Annotated in this window: 16 protein-coding genes; 10 read left to right on the forward strand and 6 right to left on the reverse strand. The window is 71.2% G+C overall.

Annotated elements, in window-relative coordinates:
* The first annotated feature begins 2 nt into the window (after window positions 1-2).
* Genes ACWD5Q_RS06885 through hutI form a run of 3 tightly spaced genes read left to right on the forward strand, consistent with a single transcriptional unit; the run spans window position 3 to window position 3,789 of the window.
* Window positions 3-1,211, forward strand: a complete 1,209-nt coding sequence (locus ACWD5Q_RS06885; protein ID WP_451426005.1) for an allantoate amidohydrolase — start codon at window positions 3-5, stop codon at window positions 1,209-1,211.
* A complete protein-coding gene (locus tag ACWD5Q_RS06890; protein WP_451425968.1) occupies window positions 1,208-2,542 on the forward strand; it encodes a formimidoylglutamate deiminase in 1,335 nt (444 codons plus the stop codon). The genes ACWD5Q_RS06885 and ACWD5Q_RS06890 overlap by 4 nt, the downstream gene beginning before the upstream one ends.
* Before the next feature lie 35 nt (window positions 2,543-2,577).
* Complete coding sequence (hutI, locus tag ACWD5Q_RS06895; RefSeq protein ID WP_451425969.1) at window positions 2,578-3,789, forward strand: imidazolonepropionase; 1,212 nt, start codon at window positions 2,578-2,580, stop codon at window positions 3,787-3,789.
* A gap of 3 nt (window positions 3,790-3,792) precedes the next feature.
* Here the strand turns inward: hutI and ACWD5Q_RS06900 are convergent, their stop codons facing one another.
* Window positions 3,793-5,355, reverse strand: coding sequence for a ricin-type beta-trefoil lectin domain protein (locus tag ACWD5Q_RS06900; RefSeq protein ID WP_451425970.1), 1,563 nt, complete (start codon window positions 5,353-5,355; stop codon window positions 3,793-3,795).
* 193 nt (window positions 5,356-5,548) lie between these two features.
* Window positions 5,549-6,475 carry an RNA polymerase sigma factor SigF gene (locus ACWD5Q_RS06905; RefSeq protein WP_451425971.1) on the reverse strand — a complete coding sequence of 309 codons (927 nt, stop codon included), beginning with the start codon at window positions 6,473-6,475 and terminating at the stop codon, window positions 5,549-5,551.
* 250 nt (window positions 6,476-6,725) lie between these two features.
* Here ACWD5Q_RS06905 and ACWD5Q_RS06910 point away from each other — a divergent pair, with 250 nt between their 5' ends.
* Together ACWD5Q_RS06910 and ACWD5Q_RS06915 are read left to right on the forward strand one after the other, a co-directional pair.
* Window positions 6,726-7,094 (forward strand): STAS domain-containing protein, encoded by a 369-nt coding sequence (locus tag ACWD5Q_RS06910; protein WP_451425972.1) that lies wholly within the window; start codon window positions 6,726-6,728, stop codon window positions 7,092-7,094.
* A gap of 255 nt (window positions 7,095-7,349) precedes the next feature.
* Window positions 7,350-7,910, forward strand: a complete 561-nt coding sequence (locus ACWD5Q_RS06915; RefSeq protein ID WP_451425973.1) for an ATP-binding protein — start codon at window positions 7,350-7,352, stop codon at window positions 7,908-7,910.
* Window positions 7,911-8,207: 297 nt separating this feature from the next.
* On the opposite strand, the gene ACWD5Q_RS06920 is transcribed toward ACWD5Q_RS06915, so the two are convergent.
* Window positions 8,208-9,746: a peptide MFS transporter gene (locus ACWD5Q_RS06920; protein WP_451425974.1), complete on the reverse strand. Its 1,539-nt coding sequence runs from the start codon at window positions 9,744-9,746 to the stop codon at window positions 8,208-8,210.
* A gap of 576 nt (window positions 9,747-10,322) precedes the next feature.
* Here ACWD5Q_RS06920 and ACWD5Q_RS06925 point away from each other — a divergent pair.
* Both ACWD5Q_RS06925 and ACWD5Q_RS06930 read left to right on the forward strand, forming a co-directional pair.
* The gene (locus tag ACWD5Q_RS06925; RefSeq protein ID WP_263230290.1) at window positions 10,323-11,000 is read left to right on the forward strand and encodes a response regulator transcription factor; all 678 of its coding nucleotides are present in this window, start codon (window positions 10,323-10,325) and stop codon (window positions 10,998-11,000) included.
* A 227-nt stretch (window positions 11,001-11,227) separates the two neighbouring features.
* Window positions 11,228-12,505, forward strand: coding sequence for an ATP-binding protein (locus tag ACWD5Q_RS06930; protein ID WP_451425975.1), 1,278 nt, complete (start codon window positions 11,228-11,230; stop codon window positions 12,503-12,505).
* Window positions 12,506-12,602: 97 nt separating this feature from the next.
* Here ACWD5Q_RS06930 and ACWD5Q_RS06935 read toward each other — a convergent pair whose 3' ends face one another.
* On the reverse strand, window positions 12,603-13,145 hold the full coding sequence (locus tag ACWD5Q_RS06935) for a GtrA family protein (protein ID WP_451425976.1): 543 nt from the start codon (window positions 13,143-13,145) through the stop codon (window positions 12,603-12,605).
* Between the two features lie 240 nt (window positions 13,146-13,385).
* Here ACWD5Q_RS06935 and ACWD5Q_RS06940 point away from each other — a divergent pair, with 240 nt between their 5' ends.
* Genes ACWD5Q_RS06940 through ACWD5Q_RS06950 form a run of 3 tightly spaced genes read left to right on the forward strand, consistent with a single transcriptional unit; the run spans window position 13,386 to window position 16,239 of the window.
* Window positions 13,386-14,525, forward strand: a complete 1,140-nt coding sequence (locus tag ACWD5Q_RS06940; RefSeq protein ID WP_451425977.1) for a 5-(carboxyamino)imidazole ribonucleotide synthase — start codon at window positions 13,386-13,388, stop codon at window positions 14,523-14,525.
* Complete coding sequence (gene purE, locus ACWD5Q_RS06945) at window positions 14,522-15,052, forward strand: 5-(carboxyamino)imidazole ribonucleotide mutase (protein WP_451425978.1); 531 nt, start codon at window positions 14,522-14,524, stop codon at window positions 15,050-15,052. Before ACWD5Q_RS06940 ends, purE begins: the two co-directional genes overlap by 4 nt.
* A gap of 5 nt (window positions 15,053-15,057) precedes the next feature.
* Window positions 15,058-16,239, forward strand: coding sequence for a dipeptidase (locus tag ACWD5Q_RS06950; protein ID WP_451425979.1), 1,182 nt, complete (start codon window positions 15,058-15,060; stop codon window positions 16,237-16,239).
* A 56-nt stretch (window positions 16,240-16,295) separates the two neighbouring features.
* Here the strand turns inward: ACWD5Q_RS06950 and ACWD5Q_RS06955 are convergent, their stop codons facing one another.
* Both ACWD5Q_RS06955 and ACWD5Q_RS06960 read right to left on the reverse strand, forming a co-directional pair.
* Window positions 16,296-16,811: a CbrC family protein gene (locus ACWD5Q_RS06955; RefSeq protein ID WP_451425980.1), complete on the reverse strand. Its 516-nt coding sequence runs from the start codon at window positions 16,809-16,811 to the stop codon at window positions 16,296-16,298.
* 152 nt (window positions 16,812-16,963) lie between these two features.
* Window positions 16,964-18,379, reverse strand: a complete 1,416-nt coding sequence (locus ACWD5Q_RS06960; protein WP_451425981.1) for a ricin-type beta-trefoil lectin domain protein — start codon at window positions 18,377-18,379, stop codon at window positions 16,964-16,966.
* Between the last annotated feature and the right edge of the window lie 253 nt (window positions 18,380-18,632).

Here is an 18,632-nt window from a genome sequence, read left to right on the forward strand (position 1 = left end):
CGATGTGGCGGGAGCTGGTACCCATCGGCCGGCACCTCGGCTCCGGCGGCTACCGGCGCTTCGCCTGGACCGGCGCCGACGCCGAGTGCCGGGCCTGGTTCGAGGAGCAGGCCCGGGCCCGGGGGCTGGTCCACGAGGTGGACCGCAACGGCAACCAGTGGGCCTGGTTCGGTGACCCCGCCGCCGGGGACGCCGTGGTCACCGGGTCGCATCTGGACTCCGTGCCCGACGGCGGCGCCTTCGACGGTCCCCTCGGGGTGGTGTCCTCCTTCGCCGCCTTCGACGAACTGCGGGCGCGGGGCGTCGAGTTCGCCAAGCCGTTCGCCGTCGTCAACTTCGGGGACGAGGAGGGCGCCCGGTTCGGGCTCGCCTGCGTCGGGTCGCGGCTGACCGCCGGGCACCTCACCGTCGAGCAGGCGCACCGGCTCACCGACGGCGACGGAGTCACGCTGCCGCGGGCCATGGAGGCCGCCGGATACGACCCCGACGCCATCGGGCCCGACCCCGAGCGGCTCGGCCGCATCGGCGCGTTCGTCGAGCTGCACGTCGAGCAGGGCAGGGCCCTCGACCTGAGCGGTGACCGCGTGGGCGTCGCCAGCGCGATCTGGCCGCACGGGCGGTGGCGGTTCGACTTCCGGGGCGAGGCCAACCACGCCGGGACGACACGGCTCGTCGACCGCCACGACCCCATGCTGTCGTACGCCGAGACCGTCCTCGCCGCCCGCCGGGAGGCCGAACTCGCCGGTGCCGTCGCCACCTTCGGCAAGATCGCCGTGGAGCCGAACGGCGTCAACGCCATCCCTTCCCTCGTGCGCGGCTGGCTCGACTCCCGGGCCGCCGGCCAGGAGAGCCTCGACGCCGTCGTCGCCGGCATCGAGAAGGCGGCCCGGGAGTACGCCGCCGCCCACGGTGTCGAACTCGACGTCGTCCGTGAGTCGTTCACACCCGTCGTCGAGTTCGACCACGCGCTGCGCGACGAACTGGCCCGCATCCTCGGCCAGGACCATGACCCGGGACTGACCGTCCCCGTCCTGGGTACCGGTGCCGGACACGACGCCGGGATCCTCTCCGGCAGTATTCCGACCGCCATGCTGTTCGTGCGCAATCCCACGGGCGTCTCCCACTCCCCGGCCGAGCACGCCGCCGAGGACGACTGCCTGGCCGGGGTCACCGCACTCGCCGACGTCCTGGAAGGGCTGGTCCGCACGTGACACAGACGTACTGGCTGGAGCACGCCTGGCTCGACCCCTTCGTCGAGCCGGGCGTCGCCCTGGAGATCGCCGACGGCCGTATCGCGTCGGTCCGCACGGGTGCCGACACCCCGCCGCCCGGCGCCGAGATCCTGCGCGGGCTCACCCTGCCGGGGCTCGCCAACGCCCACTCGCACGCCTTCCACCGCGCCCTGCGCTCCACGGTCCAGGTCGGCTCCGGCACCTTCTGGACCTGGCGGGAGGTCATGTACGCGTTCGCCGACCGGCTGACCCCCGAGACGTACCACGCGCTCGCCCGCGCCGTGTACGCGGAGATGGCACTGGCCGGAGTCACCGCCGTCGGCGAGTTCCACTACGTCCACCACGCCCCGGGCGGCACCTCGTACGCCGACCCCAACGCCATGGGCGAGGCCCTCATCGACGCCGCCGCCGAGGCCGGCATCCGCATCACCCTCCTCGACACCGCCTATCTGTCCTCCGGCTTCGGACAGCCGCCCAACATCCACCAGCTCCGCTTCTCCGACGGCACCGCCGAGGCCTGGGCCGAACGCTGTTCAGTTCTCAAGGAACGGGAGCACACGCGGATCGGCGCGGCCATCCACTCCGTACGGGCCGTGCCCGCCGACCAGTTGGCGACCGTGGCGCGGTGGGCCGAGGAGCGGCGGGCCCCGCTGCATGTCCACCTGTCCGAGCAGACGGCGGAGAACGACGCCTGCCTGCAGGCCCATGGCCGCACCCCGACCCGCCTCCTCGCCGACCACGGCGTGCTCGGGCCGCGCACCACCGGCGTCCACAACACCCATCTCACGGACGAGGACATCCGGCTGATCGGCTCCACCTCCACCGGCACCTGCATGTGCCCGACCACCGAACGGGACCTCGCGGACGGCATCGGCCCGGCCGTGGCCCTGCAGGCGGCCGGCTCCCCGCTCTCGCTGGGCTCCGACAGCCACGCCGTCATCGACCTGTTCGAGGAGGCGCGCGCCATGGAGCTGAACGAGCGGCTGCGCACCCGCACACGCGGTCACTGGACGGCGGCGGCGCTGCTGCGGGCCGCCTCCGCCGACGGGCACACCGCGCTCGGCTGGCAGGGCGCGGGCGTCCTGGAGGCCGGCGCGCCCGCCGACTTCACGACGATCGCGCTCGACTCGGTCAGGACCGCGGGACCGCTGCCGCGGCTGGGCGCCGAGACGGCCGTATTCGCCGCGACGGCGACGGATGTGCGCCATACCGTCGTGGGCGGACGCCACGTCGTCCGCGACGGGGCGCACACCCGCATACCGGATGTGCCGCGGGCGCTGGCGGACGCCGTCGAAGCCCTGCGCGCCTGACGCCCATCACCGGCCCGCCCACCCACGAGGAACCCATGAGCAGCAGCACGGTCATCACCAACATCGCCAGCCTGGTCACCAACGATCCCTCCCTCGGACGGGAGTCCGCCCGCTCGAGCGCATTCGAGAGTGGGGGAACCTCTCCCCTCGGACTGATCCGGGACGCGGCCGTCGTCATCGACGGCGACCGCGTCGCGTGGATCGGTGAGTCAAGCAAAGCACCCGCCACTGACAACCGGGTCGACGCCGGCGGCCGGGCGGTGATCCCGGGCTTCGTGGACTCCCATTCCCACCTCGTCTTCGCGGGCGACCGCACCGAGGAGTTCAACGCCCGCATGTCGGGCCGCGGCTACTCGGCGGGCGGCATCCGCACCACCGTCGCGGCGACCCGCGCCGCGACGGACGCGGAGCTGGAGGCGGGCCTCGTCCGCTATCTCACCGAGGCCCTCCGCCAGGGCACCACCACCCTCGAGACGAAGTCCGGCTACGGCCTCACCGTCGAGCACGAGGCACGCGCCCTGCGCATCGCGTCCGCGCACACGGACGAGGTCACCTACCTCGGCGCCCACATCGTCTCCCCGGACTACGCCGACGACCCCGCCGCCTATGTGGCCCTGGTCACCGGCGAGATGCTCGACGCCTGCGCCCCGCACGCCCGGTGGATCGACGTCTTCTGCGAGAAGGGCGCCTTCGACGGCGACCAGGCCCGCGCGATCCTCACCGCGGGCAAGGAGAAGGGCCTGCACCCGCGCATCCACGCCAACCAGCTCTCGTACGGCCCCGGCGTGCAGCTCGCCGTCGAACTCGACGCGGCCAGCGCCGACCACTGCACCCATCTGACGGACGCCGACGTGGACGCGCTGGCGAACAGCCGTACGGTCGCCACGCTCCTGCCGGGCGCGGAGTTCTCCACCCGCGCGACGTGGCCCGACGCCCGCCGGCTGCTCGACGCGGGCGTCACGGTGGCGCTGTCCACGGACTGCAACCCGGGGTCGTCCTTCACGTCCTCCGTGCCGTTCTGCGTCGCGCTGGCCGTACGGGACATGGGGATGACCCCGGACGAGGCGGTCTGGTCGGCCACGGCGGGCGGAGCGCGGGCCCTGCGCCGCACGGACATCGGCCGTCTCACCCCGGGCGCGTACGCGGACCTGGCGCTCCTCGACGCCCCGAGCCATGTCCACCTGGCCTACCGGCCGGGCGTGCCGCTCGTCACCGGTGTGTGGCGGCGGGGCGTCCGGGTGGTCTGACCGTCAGCTCGCGCCCGCCCGCCACCGCTGCTCCGCGCCCCCGGTCAGCGGCGACAGCCACAGGCTGCCGTCGTCGTACGCCGTGAGCGCGGTCCCGAGGTCGATGGCCGGGCGGATGACACCGTTGCCGTCCACGGTGAACATCAGGTTCCGGCCGTTGGAGCCGTAGACCGAGGAGCACGCCCAGACCCCGACGCCGTTGTCGACGGAGCCGCGGCTGTCCAGGCAGAAGTCGGGATCGGCCATCGACTGCACGACACCGCGCCCGTAGTCCACGCGCCACCGCTGGCTGGGGGAGGACGTGCAGGGCACCGTGACCACGTCCGTGCCGTTGTCGAAGTCCCCGGCGACCTCCAGGCACAGGCCCGAGGCGGCGTTCACCGCCTGGGCGAAGGCGCCGTCCGGCGCGTGTGCCGGGACGGGTTTCGGGACCGGCCCGGGGGGTGGCGCCTTCGGGTGCGCCGTCCTCGACGGCGTGGGACTCGGGGTCGCGGACGGAGACGGGGACGGAGACGCGGAGGTCCGGGAGGGCTTCGGCTTCGGCGGGGTCGCCGAGACCGTCGCCGTCACCGTCACGGGCGGGGGGTTCACGGGGATCGCGGCGGCCGGAGCGGCGTGTTCGTCCGGTGCGCCGCCCGAGGGGACGAGGAAGAGGAGCAGAGAGACGAGGGCCGTGCCGAGGGCCGCCGAGGCCAGGGCCAGCCGGCGGGAGGGCGACCAGGTGCCCGTCCCGGCCCGGGGCTCGGTCAGTGCCTCGGCCTCGCGGTGCTTGACATACGCCGTACCGCCCCACGGCAGCAGCCCTTCCGCGAGCGCCGTGCGCGGCTGGTCGCGCAGGGCGGACAGCTCCTCGAACGCGGTCGTGCAGTGCGGACAGCGCGCCATATGGGCGTGCAGATCGGTGCTGTGGCGGGGGGTGTCCGGCCGTACGGACTCCTCGATCAGCCGGCGGAAGTCGGCGCAGCGCGGGTCGGAGGAGGCGGCCAGCCGGGATCTGAGGGAGGCCTGGCCGAGGGCCGCCAGCGCCTGCTGGGTGCCGTACGCGACGTCCTCGCGGGTCAGGCCGAGGAAGACCGCCGTGCGGTCCTCGGGTTCCCGCTCCACGATCCCGTACCAGATGAGGCCCTGGGAGCGGGACGGCAGGGACCGGAACGCGGCGAGCATCGGCGGGAACGGGCCGCCGGGTCCCGCCGGGGCCAGCGTCAGCAGGAAGGCGGGGTCGAGACCGCCCGCCCGCTCGTCGCGGGCCCAGGCGGCGGCCAGCCGCGCGGTCAGCAGCAGGAGTCGGTGCCGCAGCGGGACACCGGGGTCGCTGCCGCGTGCCGTCTCCCTGGCCGCAAAAGTGAACGCCTGTGCGGCGAGCTGCCGTGCCGCCGACTCGCTCGTCGTGCACAGACGGGCGTACCGGAGCACGGACGGCCGGTGCCGCGCGCGTACCTCCTGCAACGCCGGATAGACGCCGGGCGTGTTGGCCTGCAGCAACTCGGTGAGCCGCACGTCGGACGCGTCCGCGTGCACCCCGCCTGTCGCCTCGACGTCGTTGTCGGTCCCGTCGGCCCGGGCCATCCACCTGCCTCCTCGCGCCCCGGCGGCCATGCGCCGTGGTCCTGACAGACCAGTCGGTTTGGGGGGACCATAGTGATGGAAGGGAACTCGTGAGGAAAGATGTTTCCCCGGGTAACTCCGACGGCGTGCCGACGGGTTCGCGCTGCGGCACCCCCCCGCCGTGCGGGCTGGGTTGGCCGCAGCGCGGCCCCGTTCACTCCTCGACGGTGAGGCCCTCGCGCAGTCGCACCAGCGTCCGGGACAGCAGGCGCGACACATGCATCTGTGAGATGCCCAGCTCCTCGCCGATCTCCGACTGCGTCATGTTGGCCACGAAGCGCAGCGACAGGATCTGCCGGTCCCGGGGCGGCAGTTCGGCGATGAGCGGCTTCAACGACTCGACGTACTCGATGCCTTCGAGCCCGTGGTCCTCGTACCCGATGCGGTCCGCGAGCGCGCCCTCGGAGTCGTTCTCCTCCGGCTGCGCGTCCAGGGAACTCGCCGTATAGGCGTTCGACGCCGCCATGCCCTCGACGACCTCGTCCCTCGACAGGCCGAGGCGATCCGCCAGCTCCGTGACGGTGGGCGCGCGGTCGAACCGCTGGGCGAGTTCGTCGCCGGCCTTCGCCAGGTCGAGGCGGAGTTCCTGCAGCCGTCGCGGGACGCGCACGGACCACGAGGTGTCACGGAAGAAGCGCTTGATCTCGCCGATGATCGTCGGCATCGCGAAGGTGGGGAATTCCACCCCCCGGCTGAGCTCGAAGCGGTCGATGGCCTTGATCAGGCCGATCGTGCCGACCTGGATGATGTCCTCCATCGGCTCGCTGCGGGAGCGGAAGCGGGCGGCGGCGAACTTGACCAGGGCCAGGTTGAGTTCGACGAGGGTGTTGCGGACGTACGCGTACTCGTGAGTGCCCTCCTCGAGCGACTCCAGCCGTTCGAAGAGCGTCTTGGACAGGGCCCGTGCGTCGACGGCCTCCACCTCGTCGTACGGGGGGATCTCCGGGAGGTCGACCGGACCGCGCGGCGCGGGGACGCCGTCGCGGTGTGCGGGGCCGGCTGCGGGCTGTACGTCCGGTCGTACCGGAGAGGGTGCCGACGTCGCCCTCTGGTTCTGCGATGCGTCGAGCCGGGGTGACATGAATGTCCTCCATCGTTCTCGGCATATGGCCGCCGATGCCTGTACGTGCACTGCGGTGTGCGGCGCCTCCAAAGCCGGCCGTGTCGTACGGGTGTCCCCACTAGCCCTACCTGCTTTCGTCAGCCCCCCGCAAGTGCATTTCATCGACAAATATCCGTTTTGGTGGGGTTGTTCGGGTGCCGGGAAGCGCGAGGAAGGCGTACTGTTCGAAGGCGTCCACCATCAGCGACGACGTCGGGAGAGACACGGCATGGACCGCGGGACGGTCGGCAGCGCACAGTCGGGCCGGCTTCTGGTCGAGGTGCGGCAAGAGGGCACGAGTGCCGTCGTGACTCCGGCGGGTGAGCTGGATCACCACACCGCCGATCTGTTGCGTGACCCGCTCGAGGACTTCCTCGGCAAGGGCCTCGCGCGCCTGGTCGTGGACTGCTCACGGCTGGAGTTCTGCGACTCCACCGGGCTGAACGTGCTGCTCGCCACCCGATTGAAGGCCGAGGCCGCGGGCGGTGGGATCCATCTGGCCGGGATGCGGCCGGTGGTGGCCCGTGTGTTCGAGATCACCGGAGCCGACGCCGTCTTCACCGTCCACGACACGCTGAACGCGGCCCTGGCCGAGTAGCGCGGTGTGCGGGCCCGCGCCCCGGGGTGCCCTTCTGCGACCGGTGCGTTGCGGGTGTCACGGGTTCCGGCCTCATCCATGGGTGTTCCGGCGATCCGGTCGGGCAGGAGACATGCTGAACAGGCCCGCGGCCCGGTGGAGGGCCGTAGGAGGAGAGCCCCCGCGCACAGCACGAGCAGCAACCGGCGAGAACGCCGCCCATCCCTGTACTGAGTCCTGAATGGTGAACTGGTGAATCGGTGAGGTGAAGCGCTGATGAGCACCACCCGGCCCTACTCGCCGGGCGACCGCGGCCACGAGCCCAGCGGCGCTTCCGGCATGCCCGCGCCGGGGCCGTCCGCCAAGGGCGCCGCGTCCGGCGTGCCCGCCGCGTCCGGCGTGCCCGGCGATGAGGCGTCGGCCCGCGTCCCGCAGGTCCGCAGGCTGAGCTTCGAGGACCAGAGCGGCGTCGTCCCGCTCGCCCGCGACTTCACCCGCCAGGCGCTGTACGCATGGGGCTGGCTGCCCGCCCCCACCCCCGACCACCGGGCCGCCGCCGAGGATGTGCTCCTCGTCGTCTCCGAACTCGTCACCAACGCGTGCCTGCACGCCGAGGGGCCGCAGGAGCTGCGGGTCGCCTGTGACAACAAGGTGCTGCGTGTCGAGGTCGCCGACCACGGCCCGGGCGGGCCCGCCCCGCGCACCCCGCACCGCGCCGGGCGCCCCGGCGGGCACGGGATGTTCATAGTGCAGCGGCTCTGTCTGGACTGGGGGGTCGTGCGCACGCCCGGCGTGCCGGGCAAGACCGTGTGGGCGGAACTGGGCGCTCCCGCCTGACCTCGCGGGCCGGAGGCCGCGCCGCCGGTCCGGCGTCTCCCTCGTACGGCACGGACGCCTCACCCGAACGGTACGAGCGCCTCACCCGACTTGAGCGGCGGGAGCGCGGCGGAGGCGGACGCCCCGGATCGGGGGTGAACCGGACCCGCCCCTTCGGCGTCGACGCCGTGGACGGTGTCCGGCCCGTGGAGGAAGCCGGGTGAGAAGCCGACGGTGCCCTGCGGCTTCAGCGGCCCCCCTGTGGAAAGGGCCGCCGCACCCAAGGTGCGGCGGCCCTTTCCACAGGTCCGGGGAACGTCAGCGGACGTCGCCCATCAGGGACTTGACCTTCCGGCGGTACAGGAAGACCGCGACGCCCGCGAGGGCGGCGAGGACGGCCTCCACGGCCACCGCTGCCGTGCCGCTGAGGTCCACGCCGGCCACGGCCGGGTTGGACAGCAGGCTGGTCACCGAGTCGCCCGCGGTGACCGCGAGGAACCACACGCCCATCATCTGGCTGGCGTACTTGGCCGGGGCCATCTTCGTCGTCACCGACAGGCCGACGGGGGAGATGCACAGCTCGCCGACGGTCTGGATCAGGTAGATGCCCACCAGCCACATCGGGCTGACCAGGGTGCCGTTGGTGGCCATGCCCAGCGGCAGCAGGAAGAAGAAGAACGAGACGCCGACGAAGAACAGGCCGACCGCGAACTTCGTGACCGTGCTCGGCTCCTTGCCCTTCCGGCTCAGCCAGACCCAGAACCAGGCGAAGACCGGGGCCAGGGCCATGATGAACACCGGGTTCAGCGACTGGTACCAGGAGGACGGGAAGTCGAAGCCCAGCAGCGAGCCGTTGGCCTTGGTCTCACCGAAGGCCTGGACCGTGGAGCCGCCCTGGTCGTAGATCATCCAGAAGACCGCGGCCGCGATGAAGAACCAGATGTAGCCGGTCATCTTCGACTGCTCGACGGCCGACAGGTCCTTGTCCCGCTTGATGCGCAGCAGCACACCGGCCGGGATGATAAGGCCGATGACGGTGAGCGGGATCATCGCCCAGTTCAGGGTGAAGTGGCCGGTGAAGCCGACGATGCCGTAGAAGACGGCCGCGACGGCCAGCCAGAGCAGACCCTTGCGCAGCCAGGAGGCGCGCTCCGCGGCGTCCAGCGGCTTGGGGACGACACTGCTCTGCGGGCTCAGGGAGCGGGTGCCGAGGAGGAAGCACACGAGGCCGATCGCCATACCCACGGCGGCCAGACCGAAGCCCAGGTGCCAGTTCACCTGCTGCCCGACGGTGCCGATGACCAGCGGCGCGAAGAAGGCACCCATGTTGATGCCCATGTAGAAGATCGTGAAGCCACCGTCACGGCGTGGGTCGTTCGGGCCGTCGTACAGGTGGCCGACCATGGTGGAGATGTTGGCCTTCAGCAGGCCCGAGCCGAGCGCGACCAGGGCCAGACCGGCGAAGAAGGACGCCTGGCCGGCGGGCAGCGCCAGCACCAGATGGCCGGACATGATCGTGACCGCGGCGATCGCCACGGTCTTGCGCGGACCCCAGACGCGGTCGCCGAGCCAGCCGCCCGGCATGGCGAGCAGGTACACCATCGACACGTAGACGGAGTAGATCGCGGTCGTGGTGGCCAGGTCCATGCCGAGGCCGCCGCCCATGCCGCCCTTCTTGGCGTCGGGGCCGCCGGAGAGCAGATAGACGACGAGCAGAGCCCTCATGCCGTAGTAGCTGAAGCGCTCCCACATCTCGGTCATGAAGAGGGTGGCCAGTCCGCGGGGGTGGCCGAAGAAGGTCTTCCCGGAGCCGGGTGTGCCCGGGTGGACCGAGTCCTTCGTCAGGCTGGACGCCATGGTCGTTCCTTGCTGGTCGGGGCGCGCTGCCGTGGGGGTCCCTCCGCTCGGGCGGAGCCGAGAGCTCAAGGGGCATGCGTACCCGGTATGGGGTGTGGCCGACACCGGTGGGACAGTCGTCCACCCCCACGCCCACGGGGGTGCGCTCCGGCGCACGGAGCGGCGGACGGCGGTCACCGGGATCCACGCCTCGGAGCGCGTCGATGCGCCAGAGGCCCGGCCCTAGGTCTTTCCTTTCAAGGCTGGAAAAAGAACCAGCCCGCACGCAAAAGAGACCTTCAGCGTCGAGTGCCCGCCAAAGGTCCCTGGTGGTGCTACAGGCGTTTCGGTCACCCTACGGCATGACACTGCCAGATATGGAAGGACTTGAGATCGAGATCACAGGTGATGCCGGAACCCTGGGCGCTCTTTCGAAGGTCTTTGTCAGGATGACGCCACTAGGACGAAGGCGCGCATGCGCTCCGTGACGGAGGGGCGGGCCGCCGCGTGACGGCAGCCGATGGTAAGAACGCCCGTACGCCGGTCACACCCGCGATCACACCAATGCTCAGGTCGTAGGCGGACTACCATCACCCCATGACCCGTGTACTGCTCGCCGAGGACGACGCGTCCATCTCGGAGCCGCTGGCCCGTGCCCTCCGACGGGAGGGTTACGAGGTCGAAGTGCGCGAGGACGGACCCACCGCGCTCGACGCCGGAATGCAGGGCGGCGTGGACCTGGTCGTGCTGGACCTCGGGCTGCCCGGGATGGATGGCCTGGAGGTGGCCCGCCGACTGCGCGCCGACGGCCACACCGTACCCATCCTCATCCTGACCGCACGGGCCGACGAGGTGGACACCGTCGTCGGTCTCGACGCGGGCGCCGACGACTATGTCACCAAGCCCTTCCGGCTCGCCGAACTGCTGGCCCGGGTCCGGGCCCTGCTGCGGCGCGGCGCCACCGAGCCCGCGCAGCCGCCGGCCACGCACGGGGTGCGCATCGACGTCGAGTCGCACCGCGCGTGGATGGGCGACGAGGAGTTGCAGCTCACGGCGAAGGAGTTCGACCTGCTGCGGGTCCTGGTCCGGGACGCGGGCCGGGTCGTCACACGCGACCAGTTGATGCGCGAGGTCTGGGACACGACGTGGTGGTCGTCCACCAAGACCCTCGACATGCACATCTCCTGGCTGCGCAAGAAGCTGGGCGACGACGCGGCGAACCCGCGGTACATCGCCACGGTGCGGGGAGTGGGCTTCCGCTTCGAGAAGAACTAGTACCGCGGCAGGCAGCGTTCGCCCCTGGGCAGACGCTGCCTGCCAGAGCACGCGGCCGTGACGACGGCGCGCGGGGCTACGCGTGTCACGCCGCCACGGCCGCGCCCACGACGGCTGCGCCGTACGACGTCACGGCTCCGCGCCCGTCGGGGGCCGTCGCCCCCTCAGAGGGTGCCGGTGTGTCCGGGGCACACTGGTCGTCGTCAAGCCACCGCCCGGAGGGCCCCGTGCGTCGTCGTCTCATCCAGTCCACCCTCGCCGTCGTCCTCGTCGTGATCGCCGTCTTCGGTGTCTCCCTCGTGATCGTCGAGAGCCGGACGATCAGCAACAGCGCCCAAGAGCGCGTCGACTCCGAGGCGCTGCGGCTCGCCAGCATCGTGGACAGCCGGCTCCTCGGCGACGAGAAGGTCAACCGCGAGATCTTCAGAGCCCAGGTCGCCGGCGACCGGTACGCGGTCATCGACATCCCCGGCCAGGCCCCCATCCAGGTCGGCGTCAAGTCGGCCGGAGACGTCATCCACTCCACCGCCAAGGGCGAGCAGGGCGAGACCGTACGGGTCGAGGAGCCCCGCTCCGCCGTGACCCGCGAAGTCGGCCGTACGCTCCTGATCATCGCCCTGGTGGCGCTGCTCGCGATCATCGCCGCGGTCCTGCTCGCCGTGCGCCAGGCCAACCGCCTCGCCTCCCCGCTCACCGACCTCGCGGAGACCGCGGAGCGCCTCGGCTCCGGCGACCCGCGGCCCCGCCACAAGCGGTACGGCGTCCCCGAGCTGGACCGGGTCGCCGATGTCCTCGACGCCTCCGCCGAGCGGATCGGGCGCATGCTGACGGCCGAGCGGCGGCTCGCCGCCGACGCCTCCCACCAGTTGCGCACGCCGCTCACGGCCCTGTCGATGCGGCTGGAGGAGATCACCCTCACGGATGACCCCGACATCGTGAAGGACGAGGCGACCATCGCGCTGACGCAGGTGGAGCGGCTCACGGACGTGGTGGAACGGCTGCTCACGAACGCCCGCGACCCGCGCACCGGCTCCGCCGTCTCCTTCGACCTCGACGAGGTCATCCAGCAGCAGCTCGCCGAGTGGCGTCCCGCCTACCGCAGCGCGGGACGGGCGATCGTCAGCTCGGGCAAGCGGCATCTGCAGGCCGTGGGCACGCCGGGCGCGGTCGCCCAGGTGCTGGCCGCCCTGATCGAGAACTCCCTCATGCACGGTGGCGGCACGGTCGCGCTGCGCACCCGCGTCACCGGCAACCAGGCGGTCGTGGAGGTCACCGACGAGGGGCCGGGCGTCCCGTCGGAGCTGGGCTCCCGCATCTTCGAGCGCACGATCAGCGGCCGCAACTCCACGGGCATCGGCCTGGCGGTCGCCCGGGACCTCGCAGAGGCCGACGGCGGCCGTCTGGAGATGCTCCAGGCCAAGCCCGCGGTCTTCGGCCTGTTCCTGTCCCGTACACCGCTCAGGATGCCCCCGCCGGGCGAGGAAGCGGAGCCGACGGTCAGATGAGCCGCGACGGCGACGGCTGGGAGAGGCCGGACGAGCCGCGAGGGCCGAGGGCGCGCCGCGGGTGCGGGGGAGGGCCGGCGGGCACCCGGACGTGAGGTCAGGGGTTGACGCGCTGGCCCTGGCGGCGGCGCTGTTCCGCCTGCTCCAGTATCGACTCCGCGCCCGCCACGGCCTCCCCGGCCGGCATCGCCCGGAAGACCCACGAACGGTACGACCAGAAGCGGAAGAGCGTGCCGAGACCGATGCCGAGGAACTTGAAGACGTTGCTCTGCAGCGGGCTGTCCCAGCCGAACCCGTACGTCGCCACGAACAGCACGCCGTTCTCGATCAGCAGACCCGCGGCGCTGAACAGCAGGAACAGCGCCATCTCACGGGTACGGCCGCTCTTGTCCCGGTCCCGGTAGGTGAAGTAGCGGAACCCGATGTAGTTGAAGACGATCGCGACGATCGTGGCGATGACACTCGCCCGGACCACCTGCAGACCGGTGACGCTGCGCACCAGGTTGAACACCAGGAGGTTGACCAGCAGCCCCGCTCCGCCGACCGCCCCGAACTTGGCGATCTCGCGCATCAGGTGCTCGACCTGCCGGCGCACCGCGCCGCGGGGTGTGTTCTGCAGGCCCGTGGAACCATTGCCCATGGTGTTGCCAGCCCCCGTCGAGTCGGTCGTATCGGTCGTTCGTCACGGCCGGACGCACCGATCGGATGCGTCCGCCCCGTCGCATCGGCCGGTCGGCACGGCACGCCGAACGGTTCCGCCAACCCCGCCATGCTAACCAGCGGCCGTGAGCGACGCCGCTGGACGACTACATGAGGACGGAAAGAATGCCCGGAGAGGAGCGGAATCCGGCCTCCGTGGCGCGGCCGATACCCTAGGGGCGTGACATTCCCGGTAGTCGGCATGGTCGGCGGGGGTCAGCTCGCTCGTATGACACACGAGGCGGGCATCCCGCTCGGCATCAGATTCAAGCTCCTCAGTGACACCCCCCAGGACTCCGCGGCGCAAGTCGCCCATGACGTGGTCATCGGCGACTACCGCGACCTGGACACGCTGCGTGCCTTCGCGCGGGGCTGCGACGTGATCACGTTCGATCACGAGCATGTGCCCACCGAGCACCTGCGGGCCCTGGAGGCGGACGGCATCCCCGTGCGCCCCGGCCCGGACGCGCTCGTGCACGCCCAGGACAAGGGCGTGATGCGCGCGAAGCTCGACACGATCGGGGTGCCGTGTCCGCGCCACCGCATCGTGAGCGACCCGCAGGACGTCGCCGCCTTCGCGGCGGAGGGCGACGGCTTCCCGGTCGTCCTGAAGACCGTCCGCGGCGGCTACGACGGCAAGGGCGTGTGGGTCGTACGGTCGGTGGAGGAGGCCGCCGAGCCGTTCCGGGCCGGCGTGCCCGTCCTCGCCGAGGAGAAGGTCGACTTCGTCCGGGAGCTGGCCGCCAACGTCGTACGGTCGCCGCACGGCCAGGCGGTGGCCTACCCCGTCGTCGAGTCGCAGCAGGTCAACGGGGTCTGTGACACCGTGATCGCGCCCGCCCCCGGCCTCGACGACGAACTGGCGCTCAAGGCCGAGGAACTGGCCCTGAGGATCGCCAAGGAACTCGGTGTCGTCGGCCACCTCGCCGTCGAGCTGTTCCAGACCCGCGACGGCCGCATCCTCGTCAACGAGCTGGCAATGCGCCCGCACAACTCCGGCCACTGGAGCCAGGACGGCGCGATCACCTCGCAGTTCGCCAACCATGTACGGGCCGTCCTCGACCTCCCGCTCGGCGACCCCCGCCCCCGCGCCAAGTGGACCGTCATGGTCAACGTCCTCGGCGGCGACTACCCCGACATGTACTCCGCGTACCTGCACTGCATGGCCCGCGACCCCCAGCTGAAGATCCACATGTACGGCAAGGACGTGAAGCCCGGCCGTAAGGTCGGCCACGTCAACACCTACGGCGACGACCTCGACGACGTGCTGGAGCGCGCCCGTCACGCTGCCGGCTACCTGAGAGGGACGATCACGGAATGAGCCCGGTCGTAGGCATTGTCATGGGGTCGGACTCCGACTGGCCCGTCATGGAGGCCGCCGCCAAGGCCCTCGACGAGTTCGAGATCAGGTACGAGGTCGACGTCGTCTCCGCGCACCGTATGCCGCGCGAGATGATCACCTATGGCGAGCACGCCGCGGACCGCGGTCTGAAGGTCATCATCGCCGGTGCCGGCGGCGCCGCCCATCTGCCCGGCATGCTCGCCTCCGTCACCCCGCTCCCCGTCATCGGCGTCCCCGTCCCGCTGAAGTACCTCGACGGCATGGACTCGCTGCTGTCGATCGTGCAGATGCCGGCCGGCGTGCCGGTGGCCACGGTCTCGGTCGGCGGCGCCCGCAACGCCGGTCTGCTCGCGGCCCGTATCCTCGCCACGCACGACGAGGAACTCCTCGGCAGGATGCGGGACTTCCAGCACGACCTCAACGACCAGGCCACCGAGAAGGGCAAGCGGCTGCGCGCCAAGGTCGACGGCGCGGCCGGCGGCTTCGGCTTCGGCACGGGGAAGTGACCGCGGTGAGCAGCTCACTCGACGCGGCCCGGGAACTCCTGCGCGCGTTCCCGGTCGTCGACGGACACAACGACCTGCCCTGGGCCCTGCGCGAACAGGTCCGCTACGACCTCGACGCCCGTGACATCGCCACGCACCAGAACGCCCACCTGCACACCGACATCCCGCGGCTGCGCGAGGGCGGCGTCGGTGCGCAGTACTGGTCGGTGTACGTCCGCGCCGACCTGCCCGACGCGGTGCCGGCGACGCTCGAACAGATCGACTGCGTACGGCAGTTGATCGCCCGGTACCCGGCGGACCTGCGCGCGGCGCTGACCGCCGCCGACATGGAGGCGGCGCGTACGCAGGGCCGTATCGCCTCCCTCATGGGCGCGGAGGGCGGCCACTCCATCGCGAACTCCCTCGGCACCCTGCGAGGGCTGTACGAGCTGGGCGTGCGCTACATGACGCTCACACACAACGACAACGTCGCGTGGGCGGACTCGGCGACCGACAAGCCGGTGGCCGGCGGTCTTACGCGGTTCGGCCGCGAGGTCGTCCGGGAGATGAACCGCCTCGGCATGCTCGTCGACCTCTCGCACGTCGCCGCGACGACCATGCGGGACGCGCTGGACACGACGGACGCCCCGGTGATCTTCTCGCACTCCTCCGCCCGGGCGGTGTGCGACCACCCGCGCAACATCCCCGACGACGTCCTCGAACGCCTTCCCGCCAACGGGGGTGTGGCCATGGTGACGTTCGTGCCGAAGTTCGTCCTCCAGGCGGCCGTCGACTGGACGGCCGCGGCGGACGACAACATGCGCGCGCACGGCTTCCACCACCTCGACACCACCGCCGAGGCGATGAAGGTGCACCACGCCTTCGAGGAGCGCAACCCGCGCCCGATCGCCACGGCCGCGACGGTCGCCGACCACCTGGACCACATGCGCGAGGTGGCGGGCATCGACCACCTCGGCATCGGCGGCGACTACGACGGCACCGCGTTCACACCGGACGGCCTGAGCGACGTCTCCGGCTACCCCAACCTGATCGCGGAGCTGCTGGACCGCGGCTGGTCGGCCTCCGACCTGGCCAAGCTGACCTGGCAGAACTCCCTACGGGTGCTGGGCGCGGCCGAGGACGTGGCCCGCGACCTCCAGGGGCGCCGGGGTCCGTCGAACGCGACGCTGGAGCAACTGGACGGCTGATCCGAGGGGGCGCCGCCCGCTGCCGGCGCCCCCTGCTCGTCCGTCCTGCTCGTCCGTCAGGTGAAATCCGCGTACGCCAGATGCTGCGCGCAGCTACGGCAGCGGAACAGATACGCGGTGGGCTGGCCGTCGGCGTCCAGCGACGCGAAGAACGTCTCGCCCAGGGCGTCGCGGAGACTTTGCGCGGCCTCCGGATGGTCCGCCAGCTCCCCTGCGCCCGCGCGCCCCAGATACGCCGCCGCGTCCCCGCAGTGCGTCAGCCAGCGCTCCTGCTGCCAGCCGGCGAAGCCCGGCGTGCGCCGCTCCACGGTGACCACCACCGACTGCGGCGCCTCGCCCGTCACCTCCGTGAACTGCGCCCCGAAGCGCTCCGCCGCGCAGCCGTCCGCGATGCACCACGGGCACAGCTCGGCACGGATGTCCGCCACCGCGTACACGGGTCCCACATAGACGTACCCGCGCCGCAGCCCGCAGCACAGGCACTCCGTGTCCGCGGCGACCACCGAGCCGGTGGCCAGGGGGTCCGGATGGTACGGAAAGGACGGCAGCTCCACCGTCACCGGATCACTCATGTCCCTACCCTGCCGTACGAGGAGAAGGGGCACCCCGCAGGGTGCCCCTGAAACCACCAGGGTGTGACCGAGCGCATCCGGTCCGCCGCAGGAGCCGACCGGTCGCACGGCAGGGTTCGCCCTTCGGGCCGGTCCCACCGGTGCGCAACGGATCAGCCGGGGAGGGTCCACTTCTGGTTGGCGCTGCCGGTGCAGGACCAGATCTGGGACTGCGTACCGGGCGTGGTGGACCGGTCGGTGTCGTCGAGGCACTTGCCCGACTGCGGGTTGAGCAGCGAGCCGTCGGTCTGCGGGACCCATACCTGCGAGCCGGTGCCGTTGCAGTCGTACAGTTGCACCTTGATGCCGTTGGCGGTGCCGCCGCCCGGGACGTCCAGGCACTTGCCGAGCACCTGGAGGGTGTGGCCGGAGTCGTTGACCGTCCAGGTCTGGGCGTTGGAACCGTTGCAGGTGTAGACCTGGATCGGGTTGCCGTTGGCCGTGGAGGCGCTTCTGTCATCGAGGCAGAGGCCCGCATAGCCGGTGATCGGACCGGTGCGGGGGGTGCCGCCGCCACCGCCGCCGCCGCTGCCGATGCCGTTGAAGATGCCGGCGAACTGGTAGGGGCTCTGCGGGGTGCCGCTGCAGGTGTCGGAGAGCGTGCCGTTGCTCGCGCAGGCCTTGTCACGGCCGAGGGCCCAGTAGCCGATCTGCTGGATGCCGTTGGACTTGGCGAAGGTGGTGAGCGTGGTGGCGTTGCCGGTGGTGAAGACCTCGTTGAGCGAGTCGTTCACGCCGATCATGGGGGTGTTGCCCTCCATGGCCCACAGTTGGGCGGAGGTCTTCGTGGACCAGATGTTCCCCAACTGGGTGTGGAGTGCGGTGGCGGCACTGACGGCGGCCGAGCCCATGTTGGAGACGTTCTGGTAGTAGTCCATGGTCATGATGTTGACCAGGTTGACGTTCACGTTGCGGGACTTGGCGTTGTTGAGCAGGCTCAGCCCGTTCGAATCGAGACCGTCGGGGTTGGTCGGCAGCGTGTAGTCGATGTCCAGCTTCCGGCCGGCCGCCGCGGCAGCCGCCTGGAGGTTCACGATGGCCTGGTTGCGGCGGTCGTTGGCGGCGGTGTCCGCCAGCGGCGCTCCCTCGATGTCGAAGTCGAGCCGGGTGAGGTTGAGCGTGTCGATGACCCGTTGGTACTGGGCCTGAAGCGCCGACACGCTGCCGCAGGCCTGGGCGAGTTCGGTGCCCGAGGCGCCGCCGAAGGAGGCGATGACGTCGCCGCCGGAGGCCCGCAGGTTGTTGATCGCGGTGGTCCAGCCGGCGTCGCTGATCGACGTGTTGCCGTTGAAGGTGGCGTTGCAGGTGCCGTCGCTGATGACGAACGCGAGGTGGAAGTGGTTCACGCCGCTGGCGGACTGGGCGTTCGCCATGGCGGACGGGGAGTTCCAGGTCTCCACCCAGGGCGCGACGTACTGGGCGGGGAAGCCGGGACCGGGGTTGGCCGCTGCCTGGGCTTCAGGGGCGGCACCGAGCAGGGAGACCGACGCCAGGAGACCGACGAGGGGGGACAGATGTCTGATTCGCATGGGCCATCCAACTGGGACTGGTGCGAGACCGGTTGAGGGGGGAAGTAGCGGTGGCCGAGCAGCGTGAAGTCAACTAGCGAAGACAGCGACGCGCAAGAGAACTGACAGGAAACATTCCTGTCGTCGTCGACTTCGGCTTCTTGGAACGGCGGCGCGGTTCCACCCGCGGCACGGATTCACGAGTTCGCGTCACAGATCCCGTCTTGACTCCTTGACGCCCTCCTGTGTACGGGAGTTGAATGCGCGACGGCCG

Source organism: Streptomyces sp. NPDC002513 (assembly GCF_053595355.1).